Source organism: Pseudocolwellia sp. AS88 (genome assembly GCF_030551755.1).
In the GTDB taxonomy this organism is placed as follows: domain Bacteria; phylum Pseudomonadota; class Gammaproteobacteria; order Enterobacterales; family Alteromonadaceae; genus Pseudocolwellia.
In genome coordinates this window covers 17,011-29,352 of sequence record NZ_JAUPEC010000015.1, presented here as the reverse complement: position 1 = coordinate 29,352, position 12,342 = coordinate 17,011, and the positions used below count along the sequence as shown (strand labels likewise).

Genomic DNA, 12,342 nt, shown 5'->3' with positions numbered 1-12,342 from the left:
ATCACCTTGGTCAATGAACCGCACAGAAGAAGCGATACTTTAAACAGCAACATATTTAGTTTTTTAGACAGTTCGGGTTATGTGATGTGTAGCTGGCTACTCGAAAACACAATAATCCCGTATAAATTTCAACCAATTAATACCCTTAGGCTTTGTTTAAAAAGAATAAAGTTTAACCCTGAAAGATCAACAAACCCTATACCCTTTTTACTTTGTTCACAAACAGCCATTAAAGAGCAGTGAGTCAAGTATATGATGTTTATAATACTTTGAAAAACCATCCATGATGCATTTTTATATATAATATAATTTAGGTGCGTTATATTTAAACATTAGCTTTACACACTTAATCTACTTATATACCAGACTGTTGGCCTAAAGAATGGCCGATAGCTAATGTCTTCAATGCGCACAAAGTGATCATATTTATCAGTGGCAACATAATGTTATTTAGTGATCATTATAAATGTGATTACGTGGCAGAGTTGAATGGAAATGACTGGCAGTTATAATGTAATTGGGTGGCACAACTGATGTAATTGTCCAACTAAGGATTCAACATCAATATTATCTTGTAAAGCACCTTCCAATACGTTTTTTACATCCTTTTAATCCTGCGTTGGTATGACTACACACGCTAAGTTAAATACACTGATCCTTGCTTATTAAATTCAGAGCCTTTTGTGTTCACTTTTAAATTATGTGAGTTAACGCATAGAACGTAAGTAAGCAGATTGAAGTTAAGCGAATTGAATGAGAGTCGACACAGCAGAAAAAGACGAATTTGGAGAGAATCAATGCCGCACAATTAGCGAAGCTAAAGTAGCAAAATATAGAACCAACAAAGAAAGTCGAACCATTAGAAAAAGAATTAGTAAAAATAACACAATAAATTAGGATGAAATTATGGAAAATACTTAACAAAGCGCTTCTAATATAGAACAACTACTCTTATCTTGAGCTAGACTGTTTATTCGATTTTCAATGCGCTCATGCCGGGTTACAGGTCTTAGAGTGTTTCATAGTCAATTAGTCTTAAATATTAATTTAACGAATTGAAGAGGCTTTTTTTTTGCTGAAGATCCCTGTGCGCTAGACTTTCTAGAGTCCCTACAGCGATACTTATATATTTTCTAGGCTGTATGATTCTCAATAAATATCGTTTGAACTAAACATATTATTTCTCTAAAAAATTTTTGTTACGTTCATGAAGCTAACATAGGAAGAAAAAAAACGAGTACAAAAAACCTTTTAAGAATGAAAGATAGTACCAATTGCACCTTCGAAAAATCAGATGGTCTAAATACGTGCCTACATCCTCTTCAGTAGATAGATAATTGAAATTTGCTAAACACTACACACATTCTGTTAAATAAACATAGTTATATCCTACACAGTGAAATGTAACTGCTCTTATCGAGTCTTTATCTAAGTAGCGAATAGCGCGTCTTGGTGGTGTTGGCTTGTCTTCTATTACTGTTGCTGAGTGAAGAGCCTTATAACCTTCTAAAGCTGTTTATTTTTAGCCAGAGCAAAAGTAACGAGCGATATCACCTTATTAGTTAACACCATATTGAAGTTTAAAAACGCTTCATTTTTTGTGAATGACTTGACCGGTATCTCTATAGCTTTAGGAGAAGAATATAAACTACTCTTTCTAATAAGGTCGCCATCATTTTCTAACGTTAATTTTAAGTTGTTGCCGTGGTAAATCATCTTTAACTCACTTGCTAAGTCTTTGTTAACTACTTTGCTATGTCAGATCTCAATGATGCCTGTTTGAGTCTTAGGCGCGCTGGCGAACGTCCCTTTATCAAGTGTTAATTGATCGCAGTTATAAAGGGCCACTTCATTACGAAAATCAATAACGCTTTGTTGTGAGCGATTATAAAGTGAATGTGTTGGCACAATACCTACCAACGCCCCCTTATCATTAAGCATCGCTTGTGCACGTCTAATATGCTTTAACCATTCTAATGATTTAAACGAGGGGGGTCATGATCACTAAATCAATGTTATCAAAGGCCATATCAAAAAAGCTGCCTTGATGAACACTCAGCCCTTTGGCTTCTAGAGCCAATACGTTTAACGGGTCTATTTCACATAAAATAAGTTCAACTTCGACACCTGCACGTTTAAAGCGTTCAAGTATTTCAAGTGCTAGTGCGCCCTCCCCTGCTGAAGGTTCTAATATTCTAATTTTACGCTCAAGGTGCTTCCAGTTATAAGGGTTTGCAATACTATGATCAAAGATGGTGCCTTTCGCTACCTGATCATCAGTTGGAAAATAACCGTACTGATTATTACCGCCATTCCATTCGCCTCGATACGCCTGAAAACAGCGTTTAACACTCCCCCAAACATCTTCGCTACATTGGTGATTTACTGTCACTGTATTGTTATGAATAGTAATGCCGCTTTGAAGTACTGAATAAAAATCTAACTTGTGAAAACCTTAGCTTTTATTAATGTAGAGCTAACGTATAAAAGTGTAGATATTTGATTTAAATCGGGGGTGTCCGGCGTATTGCATATGGTGTGAATAAAGAATAACTACATCCCCCCTTTTTCTGCACAGTTTGTTGGTGTTGTTACTGTAAGTTTAACTTAACAACCCAGATAATTTTTTATGAGTACTAATTTTTTAACGCACAGTGCCTATATCAATCAACCTAACCATTACCCTAATAAAGCATGCCGTTCTACTGACATTGATGGTGAAAGCATAAGTGTAGAGGGAGCCTATGCAGTACAGGATGTTTCATGTAATGAATGCGGTACGCAGTGGAAAGATACGTTTAAGCTCACCGGCTTTGTTGTAACAGAGTTACCAAGCGAAACCTAATCTATTTTTGCTGGCGCTTGGTGCAGTAACGCACAAGCGCTAAGGCTCTATTATCCAATATTTAAGGACTTACCATGACAAAGATTGACTATTTACCAGCAGCTGCTTCACCTTTTACGCGCAATCAAATCGTTTCTTACCACACAAAGGAAGAATTCACCCATTATACGTTTTATATTGAAATCGAAAATAAAAACAATAACGGTCATATTCCTCATGGTGTACAAATATTTGCTATTGCTAAAACGGTTACTAATGCAAAAGCGATGGTGGAAGAACACTTTCAAAATATTCATGTGGTTTATACGCAAGTGACACAAATGCCAGGTTGTGATTTTGTACGACAAGAGAACCCTTCTCAAACACTTAGGTTTGATAAGGCTGTTTCTGTTAAAACAATCCTTGCTCACCGAGTATTAGAAGTGATGGATTCATTTGATGATGGAGAAAGTAAATACCAAGAGTCTGTTAGCTTAGTGGCATTACAAGCAGGCATAACAAAAAAACAATTACACAATCAATTAAACGATTTTATCTAAGGGGAATGACATAATCGCATCAAAATACGGATACAAAAAAGGTTTTAGTCAGTATTCAAAAGGCCAGCCATTAGCAAACAACCAAATTGATGAGTTGAATATCTGTCTGATCAACAAAGATGATGTCGAGGTAAGTAGTTTTATTATTAAATGGGGTAGCTGTCGGGCGATGTTGTTATTCGCCTTAAGGTGTTTGATGACGCACGGCGTGAATTATCTGTTATGCCCGAGTTAATAAAACACATGGCCAGTATAGATGATTGCAATAAGGCTGATTGACGCCTCAAAATACTCTATTTATTACCGATAGAGTATTTTACCTTATCTAGGTACCGCTAATATTTTTCTTGGTATTCCCCCTAAATTAATAAGAAAGCTTAAAATTAATTAACGAATAAACCTACCTTTTTATATAAAATACTATATAAACTTGATTTATAGTAAATAGTATATAAACTTGATTTATAGTAAATAGTATATAAAATTGATTTATAGTAAATACTTTATAGAGAGACATAATGTATATCAATACCCCTAAGGACTTAGGCCAACTTATCGCCAAAGGTCGAAAAAACCTAGGTTGGAATCAAAGTAAACTAGCTTCACATCTAGGTATATATCAACCAGAAGTTTCCAAACTTGAAGCTGACCCCTCTAAGGTCGACTTAATTATCATTATGAAAGCTTTAGCGTTAATAGGTGCTGACTTAGTTGTTAAGCCTAGAAACACAAATGAAATTAATGACGGAAATGATGAGTTAGGCTTCTAATGGGTAGGAAGTCACACACACAAACCTTATATTGCTCTATGAATGGTGTTCTCGTTGGAGAATTGCATCATAAGCGTAATGCGCTATCATTTGAGTACGCACAGAGTTGGATAGAACGCAGAGGGAGCCGACCCCTTTCACAAAGCTTACCTATGAGTGCATTGTTGAACGATCAAGCTGTCGAAGCTTATTTCGAAAACCTGTTACCTGATAATATGAATATCAGAAAAAATATAGTTTCTCGCTTAGGCGCAAGAAGCACATCTGTTTTTGATTTACTTGTCTTGATTGGCCGAGATTGTGTAGGTGCCATAGCGTTAAGTTCAGAACCACCATTAGGAAAGCCCCCTACTGTTGAAATTCAGGTTTATAATGAACATGATATCGCTAGTCATATAAAGAACACACGGACAACTAATACTTTAGGTATGCAAAATAATGAAGATTTTCGTATCAGCCTTGCTGGAGCCCAAGAAAAAACAGCGTTAACTTGGTGGAATGACCAATGGAACAAACCGTTAGGCAAAACACCAACAACACATATTTTCAAGCCTCCTATTAATCATCATGAAACGATGAATATTGATTTTAGGAATAGTATTGATAATGAATGGTTCTGTTTAGCTTTTTTAAAAGAATTAGGGTTGTCAGTTGCCCATGCTGAAATTAAACAGTTTGAAGATGAACGTGTGTTAATCGTTGAACGCTTTGATAGGAAAGTAAATGCCGACTCAATTATACGTTTACCGCAAGAAGATTTTTGCCAAGCATTAGGTCGCTTAAGTGATAATAAATATGAAGAGCATGGTGGCCCTAGTGCCCTAGAAATAATGGAACTTCTGTCATTTAGTTTACGACCTATTGAAGATAGAATCGTTTTTATGAAGTCTCAAGTGTTGTTCTGGTTGTTAGCTGCTAACGATGGTCATGCTAAAAACTTCAGTATATTCTTACGTCCCAATGGTTTTCATTTAACACCTTTTTACGATGTTATCAGCGCATACCCCTACTTCGGTACAGGTAATACGCACCCGAGAAAAATTAAGATGGCAATGAAAGTACATAGTAGAAATACGCATTATCATTGGTACCGTATACAGGCAAGGCATTGGTTATCTCATGCAAAGTATTTAGGTTTATCTGAAAATATCATGGTAGAAATATTAGAAAAACTGTTTGTAGAAGTTCCTGATGCGTTAAAGCGAGCGAATGAATCAGCAGAGCCTATATTTAATAAGGAAGTTGGTCAAATAATCACGCGCCAAACATTAAATTCTCTCGAAAAAATGAAGCGCCAATTTGAGCTGCACAGACAATAGCAGTTTGTTTTATTTATAAGGAACGTATTCAAGCTCAAACGTATTTACATCTGCTTTGCTATATCGTTCATTCCAACATTCAAGATTTGCTTGACGTAAAATATTGCCAATCACGTTAGCTAGACCAATGCCATTTTTAGCTGCGAAATGTGCAATACCTGAGATTTCTGAATTGTTTAAAACATATATAGACATATTTGTATTCTTTAATACTGAAGATGTATTTAAGGTAACCTAATAATTATAGGTTGTTTGAGTGGGGGTTATGCTTAGCACGGAAGGTTTTTATTCAAATTATTCAATGGTTTTAAGATCAAACGATAGTTTGAACGTGCGATGAGGGTTATGCCCCCTGCTCTTCTTTTGCGTGGCTAATGTCTTTTGCAATGCCTTCGTTGTATTTACCAATGGCAATATCATTCATGTAAACCATTTGATACGTGACCATTTCACGCGCTTGATTTTCTGTACTGGCCAGTTGTCGAGTAAACTCCGTATAGCTCTCCCAGTTCTCAACACTAACATAAACAGATTCGCGAGTAACGAACATATAGCCTCTCTGGTTAAATACAGCCAATTCATTAGTAAAGCCTTTGGGCGCTTCGATCACTAGGTATAAATCAAATAGGTGATCGAGTAGCAAATCATTTTTTAATGCGCCTTTAAACCAAGACTCTGTTCTAATGTCTTTGTTCATTGTTTTCATGTGGAACATAATATACCTCTATAAAAAACTGTATTGTATTTGACATCTAAAGTGTTTTGGATGACAACCGTTTTGTTATGTTCAAGCGTATGACTACTATTGATCTCGAATTCTGATTTTAAGCCCCATGAATTCATCATAAGGCAGCTATTTAATGTACTCCCCTCTATCATTAAGGTTGTTCGTGGTTGTTTCATAAATGGCTATTACAGGCTCATCTGAATGATTAACCAGTTCGCCATTAACGCCATATGATTCACCCGTGAGTTCTGCTCACTCTCATGGCAATGAGGGCAGCCTTTGCTTTTAGATGACAAAACACGTTTACATGGACTATCAAGCCATCCTTTACCACAATTATGACATTTCCAATAAACTGGGGTTTTACTATGAACGCCTATTTCAGTAACGCTCTTCCGATTTTTATCAGTGTCATAATCAGACGCAAGATCTGGATAATCACTTTCAAGAGAGATAAAGCGCTTTACCGCTGCACGACTACACGATAAACAAAATGCTGAAGTCATAGAGTTTTCGGTCTTAGTAAAATACGATACTTAGCGCTTATAAGTGTCTTTACAGGCTACACAATTCCAAGAAAGCTCAGTTGTAGATGTAGACAACAACTTATCAATATTAATGTCTTTGTTTTTAGTGGTGTCTAAATGTTTTAATAATTGAGGATACTCAATGACAAATAATTTCCCATCAATGGTTGATAAGTTTTAAGTCTGTCCACTGGTGTTTTTATATTAGACAACCCGATTGCTACATTTCAATCTTTTAGCCGCTTTAATCCCGATCCCGACTAAATAGTTACTATTTTATCAAAAGTGATCGTCTAATTCGGAACGTAACCTTGAAGCAATTCGATAGAATGCGATAAATACGTCATTGGATATAAAAAGGGATGCCAATTAACATCCCTTTTTATGTTTAACTTAACTAAGCCTGTAATAAAGGTCTTTCGCTATATAATTCATGTATCGCAGCAATGAGCTTAAGCTTGCGTTGAATTCGGGTAAATTTTTCTCTGTAAAATTCAGATTGTCTTCGTGACATTCTAGTTCTACTTGAATTGTTCTTTTTTATGATGGAAAGCTCTGTGACTAGCGTATGCTCTTCATTAAGTAACTGTCTTACCGTTTTTGGATCTAAATTTTTCGCTTTTTCTTGTATTGAATCTAACATTATTAAAACTCCAATGATTAGTGACATAATTAATGTACCTACTAATTCAATGTGTATTTCAATTGGGGGTGCTTCAATAAATGTTGTTAAAGTGATCGTCCAATTCGGAACATGGACAAATAGAATAAGCATCAGAACATGACATGTTACATGCCCACAAAAAGTTTCAAGCCCAATAAAATCAAGAAGTCTTTTCAAAACTGATCGTCTAATACGGAGCTTGTCCAACGTTGGACAAGCTTTCTAATGAGTAATCTTGGTTATACAAATAAAGTCTCTGCAAAGCTTTTCTTTACTTTAGTAATCGACGTTTGAGCATTGATCCAGTTTCCTAAAAACTCCCCTAATCTTTTCCATGGCGTTGGTGTGATTGAATTACCTAATAATGAATGGCTTTTCGTTGCGTTAGTGCGCCCTTTCTGTAAATGGTGAGTACCATCAGCAATTGAAACGATAGCGGCTTTAAGGTTGCCTGTAATGCGTCTAACGTTACAGTGTTCGCCTGCTGAACATATTCTATGTAAAGCTGGATTTGTTGGGTGTTCTATTAAAGCTGAGTCTGCTTGGGTTTTACCATATGAAGCTGAAAAAGCTGGTAATCTTGTGTCTTCTGGTTTTGATACGATAAACTTATGACCATGCTTTGTTTCATCGTTCTTTTTTGCTAGGTAGCTAAGGTCGCGCCATTGTGCAGAATCATCAGATATTGGCTCTAGAACTTCACTGAATGTTCTAACTTTTTCTTTTGTAGGTACAAGTAAAGACAAATCCAATTCCGCTAAATTTTCAGAGTAATATACTTTTGCTAAACGCTTTCTTTGTTCAAAGTCGCCATATTCAGTGCCTGATAGAATTGTATGGCTAAACTTATAACCAGCTTTTGAAAGAACTGTAGTCATTATGTGATCAGTCGTCGAATCAATCATTTTATCAGAGTTTTCAAGAATGATAACAGATGGGTTTGCGCGGTTTAACACATCAAGTACAGGAACAAATAACATGCCTGCTGCTTCGTGCTCTATATCCATTGAGCGTTTAACAGATTGTTGGCCCGTAAAGCCTACGCATGGGTAGCCCATCACCATAATATCTAATTCAGGTACCAATGACTTATCCATGTTGAATAAATCATCTTGAACGATAACCGCATTTGATATTTGAGTGGTTTCTTGAAAATTATTTATCAAGTCTGCACCGTGTCTATCATGCTCATTAGCAAAAGCTAAAGAAGAAGATATACCAGCAATCAATAAACCTTCAGCAACTTTTTTACCCAACCAGCCAGTACCAGCAAACAGCTCACCAATTCGAATAGGAGAGTTTTTTGATACGCGCTCTATAAGAGAAACTTTACGTCTTTTGATTTTTTCATCATGATAATAAGGTTTAATTCTTACGCGCCCATACTGGTATTCAACGTGAACACGGTCAGTATCAGAAAAAACTTTTGCCAATCTATTATTTTGAATGTCCATGATGTTGCCTTCAACAACAACACGCTTACCTTCTTCTTCAAGAATAACGTCTACATAAGATTCAAAGTAATTAACAGTGTAGTTAGCGCCTGTAACAAAACCACAGTTTTTTGAGCTAGCATTGTTCAACCAAACTCTAGCGCCTTTTGATGTAGTTTTTAATGATAGTGATTCTAAATGAAGAGACATAATGTATTCCTTAATAATATTGTATAAAACAATAGTACCTAAGTCCCATAGTGGTGCTGAAGGGGGGTCTTAAATTGATCATTACTCAAATTAATAACAACTAATTTTGCGATAGAAAAATAAAGTTTGTCCAACGTTGGACAAGAAACAAATAGAGATAATATTAATTTATTCATGGGAACGTTTAATTGAATGGCCTGAAAATACATATATGTCTAAAAAAAGTGATCGTCTAATTCTGAAGCTGTCCAACATTGGACAAGCGTTAAATGAAATGTAGAATTAAAGTTAGGTATATGTCTAAAAAAAGTGAACTGTATTTGCGAGCCTAATAAGTTTGTCCAACATTGGACAAGATAATATATAACGTTGCTGGCCCTACTTTGTGTTAATGATAATTAACACCTTAGATAGCAAGTAAGAATACAATACGAACCTTTAGCCTTTCACCTTGTTTTATACATATTATTATATCCATAAATATCTTGTCCAACGTTGGACAAGCTGTTTTTATATGAAAAACGTAAGGAATATTTAGCTTTATTAAATCAACTCCAATACTGATTTAATCGATTAATTGTTCTTGTCCAACGTTGGACAAGAAAATAATTGCCAATCATTAATGTATCCATGACTTAACGTCTAAAAAAAGTGTAGTGCTTTTGCGGTGTAAGTACTAGTGTAGCTACTGTTGATGGAATGGTGGGGGTAGGGTGTTATTATTTGAAACAATCACAATTAGCAGCCTAAAAGTGATCGTCTAATTCGGAACCGATAAACCTTCAATGTCCACATCGTCTAAACTATCTTGTATTACCTTTAACCCCTCTAAAGGGTCTAAACCAATAGCTTTACAGTAAATAACGTACTCAACAATGTCTATACGACGATTGCCATTCTCAATTTTTGAGGGCAGGGTATGAGGTGCTTTAATGAGCTCACCAGCGTTTCTTAAAGACATTTTGGGTCTCAATGCTTTCCTACTAGCTTTTAACCAGGCACAAAACTTAACACTAGCAGTGCTTTTTAAAGAGCCATCAAATAATGTTTTCATTGTTAACTCCAATAACTAGGCAACTCTATAACCGAATTCTCTATCTAGAGCGAGAAACCCCATGGTTAAACCTTTATTAAGTAAATCCAAATAGGAAAGTTTAATACCTTTTTGTAAGGCTGCAGTTATAGACGACTTTTCTTGAGTCGTAAGGACCTGTCCAAGCTTAGCAAAAAACTTAAGGCGTGAGTTATCCGCTACAGGCGTAAACACCGCTTCGTTAGCCGAAAGTTCTGTACAGGTGAACTCTTCCGGTACGTTATTTACAGAGGTGATCAAATAGTCACCCCCTAATGTAAGTGTCTCAGCAGTTTGGCCTGATTTAAGTTTAACTTGATTAATGCCTAATTCGATTCTCATGGTAAATTCCTTAAAATTTTTAATACGTAAATTTTCAATACGTTAATATTAATCTAAAAGGGGAGGGGGGTTGAAAAGGGGGTCTTGTAATCTAAATTAACAACAAAGTCTTATTTATCAAACACTAAGCCTTTTGTGTTAACTTCAAACGCATTAAGAACACCTTCCTTGAAGGTTTCGTTTTGTAGATAATCGTCAGAGGATGACAATGCATGTCGTTGAGCTTGGACTAAATCGTTCAAGTCTTTATCACTGCGTATAATTGATATTGTATATACTTGAGATGAAAGTTTAGTAGCTACAGTTGTTTTATTACGTATCATTATTATGAATTTTTCTATTTGAGATATAAATAGTGAAAAGCTGATCTGTCTTCTAACATTGCTCTTAAAATCTTCTCGGTATAATACTCGCGATGAGTTATTTAATATGGTGAATAATCTGTTACGAACTAAGATAGACGATTTTAATTGTTTAACAGCTGGCATAAAGTTAGTTAGAAACCTGTCAACATCGATGGGCCCATGTATAAAGTTAACTTTAGGTAGCATAGACATGATGTAGTTATTTAGAACCCAACAATAGCCAGCATCATCAACTGTAAGTTGGTCCGTATTTCTATTAAACATCGGCAAGATATTGTCTGATAGTCCGTTAAGGAAGTTATTGATCACTTCCAGCATAAAGTCCGGTAATTTAACGGTAATATGTCTTGGTACTTTTCTGTTCTTTGATAAGTTTAATAAATCCTCATCAGCATCAAGCCTTTCCCCATCAATTTTTAACAATGAAACTTTTTTAACATCAAATACATTGCCATCTTCGTCAGTAAAGCCAAATTGAGCCATTAGGCCTTTAGCTCCCTCAGAAGCTGATATATCAAATTCAGTGCCTGATATTGCCTGAAAATCAGCGTACAGTGCTGCTCGGTACCCACCAGAATCTGATTTATCAAAATCTCTGATGATATCAACTAAATCGAGTGTGAAGGCGTTCTTGATTGGGGCTTTTAATTTATATTGCTCTTCTTGTACGTATTGTTTGATTTGAGAAAGGGTGTAATCAACTAATAGCATTTGATCAGCACTGATTATTTCAGTCGTTGCCAAGGATGTAGCTGTGATTTTAATCTCTGCATATTCTTCATTAGGAATTGTTGAAGGCACTCTAAAAGAAGTTGTAAGCGTTTTTTCTTTAAAAGACTTATCAGGCCTACCAGCTCTAGATAAAAATGCTGACACTAGAACGTGAGTAGCTACACTGTTGATTTCTTTATTGGTGACATACAAGATACTCGTTGAGCTATTGAGTAACGCTTTCTCTTTAATTAGTTGATCACGATAACCTGTAGTATTAACCGTAATTACGTTAGAGGCATCACCTGATAAAGATATGAGCTTAGTTGGTTTTTGTAATTGAAAGATGCTGGTACCTTTTTTAGAGTTACTAACTTCTTTAGGGTATTCAGCTTGTGTAAGCTCTTTAAAAAAACCAAGTTCTTTAAAGTGGTTTAGTTTGTTGTATCGGCTTGCTTTACTTAATTTAAAAAGCTTACCAGGCTTATCAGGGTGATCAGTTTTAGCTAATCCATCAAGAACGGTGAAGTATCTAACGTAGGCGTTAGTTTCATTTTTAAACTCATATTCATATGCAGCTGAAAACAAAATAGTATTTATGATCTCTTTTTCGGATTTTAAAATATGCTTATCCTCAAGCATATTTTTTAATAAACTTTCAAAAACCTCGTTGTTGATTAATTCGAGACTTACAACAATTACAGGACCCGTAGACATCATATTTCCATTACTAGTTTTTAGACGTCTAAATAATCAAGAAAAAAGATCCTTAGGTCAAGGATTATTATAAATAATTAAAATAAAAACTTATGACGAAA

General features: G+C 35.5%; 15 protein-coding genes. 5 read left to right on the top strand and 10 right to left on the bottom strand.

What is annotated here, in order from left to right:
- Window positions 1–753: 753 nt before the first annotated feature.
- The gene (locus tag Q5N69_RS11675; RefSeq protein ID WP_304369115.1) at window positions 754–897 is read left to right on the top strand and encodes a hypothetical protein; all 144 of its coding nucleotides are present in this window, start codon (window positions 754–756) and stop codon (window positions 895–897) included.
- A 1,084-nt stretch (window positions 898–1,981) separates the two neighbouring features.
- Here Q5N69_RS11675 and Q5N69_RS11670 read toward each other — a convergent pair.
- The gene (locus Q5N69_RS11670; protein ID WP_304369113.1) at window positions 1,982–2,392 is read right to left on the bottom strand and encodes a hypothetical protein; all 411 of its coding nucleotides are present in this window, start codon (window positions 2,390–2,392) and stop codon (window positions 1,982–1,984) included.
- A 237-nt stretch (window positions 2,393–2,629) separates the two neighbouring features.
- On the opposite strand from Q5N69_RS11670, the gene Q5N69_RS11665 reads away from it, so the two are divergent.
- From Q5N69_RS11665 to Q5N69_RS11650, 4 genes are all read left to right on the top strand, one after another.
- The gene (locus Q5N69_RS11665; RefSeq protein WP_304369111.1) at window positions 2,630–2,845 is read left to right on the top strand and encodes a hypothetical protein; all 216 of its coding nucleotides are present in this window, start codon (window positions 2,630–2,632) and stop codon (window positions 2,843–2,845) included.
- 74 nt (window positions 2,846–2,919) lie between these two features.
- Window positions 2,920–3,384: a hypothetical protein gene (locus Q5N69_RS11660; RefSeq protein ID WP_304369110.1), complete on the top strand. Its 465-nt coding sequence runs from the start codon at window positions 2,920–2,922 to the stop codon at window positions 3,382–3,384.
- 518 nt (window positions 3,385–3,902) lie between these two features.
- The gene (locus Q5N69_RS11655; protein WP_304369109.1) at window positions 3,903–4,154 is read left to right on the top strand and encodes a helix-turn-helix domain-containing protein; all 252 of its coding nucleotides are present in this window, start codon (window positions 3,903–3,905) and stop codon (window positions 4,152–4,154) included.
- A complete protein-coding gene (locus Q5N69_RS11650) occupies window positions 4,154–5,473 on the top strand; it encodes a type II toxin-antitoxin system HipA family toxin (RefSeq protein ID WP_304369108.1) in 1,320 nt (439 codons plus the stop codon). The genes Q5N69_RS11655 and Q5N69_RS11650 overlap by 1 nt, the downstream gene beginning before the upstream one ends.
- Window positions 5,474–5,482: 9 nt before the next feature.
- On the opposite strand, the gene Q5N69_RS11645 is transcribed toward Q5N69_RS11650, so the two are convergent.
- The 9 genes from Q5N69_RS11645 to Q5N69_RS11610 all read right to left on the bottom strand — a co-directional run bounded on the left by Q5N69_RS11645 (window position 5,483) and on the right by Q5N69_RS11610 (window position 12,241).
- Window positions 5,483–5,668 carry a hypothetical protein gene (locus tag Q5N69_RS11645; protein WP_304369107.1) on the bottom strand — a complete coding sequence of 62 codons (186 nt, stop codon included), beginning with the start codon at window positions 5,666–5,668 and terminating at the stop codon, window positions 5,483–5,485.
- A gap of 148 nt (window positions 5,669–5,816) precedes the next feature.
- A complete protein-coding gene (locus tag Q5N69_RS11640) occupies window positions 5,817–6,188 on the bottom strand; it encodes a hypothetical protein (RefSeq protein WP_304369106.1) in 372 nt (123 codons plus the stop codon).
- Window positions 6,189–6,385: 197 nt separating this feature from the next.
- Window positions 6,386–6,706, bottom strand: coding sequence for a zinc-ribbon domain-containing protein (locus Q5N69_RS11635; protein WP_304369105.1), 321 nt, complete (start codon window positions 6,704–6,706; stop codon window positions 6,386–6,388).
- 30 nt (window positions 6,707–6,736) lie between these two features.
- Entirely contained in the window at window positions 6,737–6,871 is a 135-nt protein-coding gene (locus tag Q5N69_RS18380; protein ID WP_369686664.1) for a zinc-ribbon domain-containing protein, read from the bottom strand.
- Window positions 6,872–7,124: 253 nt separating this feature from the next.
- Window positions 7,125–7,568: a hypothetical protein gene (locus tag Q5N69_RS11630; RefSeq protein ID WP_304369104.1), complete on the bottom strand. Its 444-nt coding sequence runs from the start codon at window positions 7,566–7,568 to the stop codon at window positions 7,125–7,127.
- Window positions 7,569–7,630: 62 nt separating this feature from the next.
- The gene (locus tag Q5N69_RS11625; protein WP_304369102.1) at window positions 7,631–9,034 is read right to left on the bottom strand and encodes a DNA cytosine methyltransferase; all 1,404 of its coding nucleotides are present in this window, start codon (window positions 9,032–9,034) and stop codon (window positions 7,631–7,633) included.
- Between the two features lie 760 nt (window positions 9,035–9,794).
- Complete coding sequence (locus Q5N69_RS11620; RefSeq protein ID WP_304369100.1) at window positions 9,795–10,088, bottom strand: transcriptional regulator; 294 nt, start codon at window positions 10,086–10,088, stop codon at window positions 9,795–9,797.
- A gap of 15 nt (window positions 10,089–10,103) precedes the next feature.
- Window positions 10,104–10,448: a hypothetical protein gene (locus Q5N69_RS11615; protein WP_304369099.1), complete on the bottom strand. Its 345-nt coding sequence runs from the start codon at window positions 10,446–10,448 to the stop codon at window positions 10,104–10,106.
- Window positions 10,449–10,558: 110 nt separating this feature from the next.
- Window positions 10,559–12,241 (bottom strand): hypothetical protein, encoded by a 1,683-nt coding sequence (locus tag Q5N69_RS11610; RefSeq protein WP_304369098.1) that lies wholly within the window; start codon window positions 12,239–12,241, stop codon window positions 10,559–10,561.
- Window positions 12,242–12,342: the final 101 nt, after the last annotated feature.

Coding starts and splice junctions, on each gene's coding strand:
- Q5N69_RS11675 (WP_304369115.1), top strand. CDS start 754: ATGAGAGTCGACACAGCAGAAAAAGACGAATTTGGAGAGAATCAATGC.
- Q5N69_RS11665 (WP_304369111.1), top strand. CDS start 2,630: ATGAGTACTAATTTTTTAACGCACAGTGCCTATATCAATCAACCTAAC.
- Q5N69_RS11660 (WP_304369110.1), top strand. CDS start 2,920: ATGACAAAGATTGACTATTTACCAGCAGCTGCTTCACCTTTTACGCGC.
- Q5N69_RS11655 (WP_304369109.1), top strand. CDS start 3,903: ATGTATATCAATACCCCTAAGGACTTAGGCCAACTTATCGCCAAAGGT.
- Q5N69_RS11650 (WP_304369108.1), top strand. CDS start 4,154: ATGGGTAGGAAGTCACACACACAAACCTTATATTGCTCTATGAATGGT.
- Q5N69_RS11645 (WP_304369107.1), bottom strand. CDS start 5,668: ATGTCTATATATGTTTTAAACAATTCAGAAATCTCAGGTATTGCACAT.
- Q5N69_RS11640 (WP_304369106.1), bottom strand. CDS start 6,188: ATGTTCCACATGAAAACAATGAACAAAGACATTAGAACAGAGTCTTGG.
- Q5N69_RS11635 (WP_304369105.1), bottom strand. CDS start 6,706: ATGACTTCAGCATTTTGTTTATCGTGTAGTCGTGCAGCGGTAAAGCGC.
- Q5N69_RS11625 (WP_304369102.1), bottom strand. CDS start 9,034: ATGTCTCTTCATTTAGAATCACTATCATTAAAAACTACATCAAAAGGC.
- Q5N69_RS11620 (WP_304369100.1), bottom strand. CDS start 10,088: ATGAAAACATTATTTGATGGCTCTTTAAAAAGCACTGCTAGTGTTAAG.
- Q5N69_RS11615 (WP_304369099.1), bottom strand. CDS start 10,448: ATGAGAATCGAATTAGGCATTAATCAAGTTAAACTTAAATCAGGCCAA.
- Q5N69_RS11610 (WP_304369098.1), bottom strand. CDS start 12,241: ATGTCTACGGGTCCTGTAATTGTTGTAAGTCTCGAATTAATCAACAAC.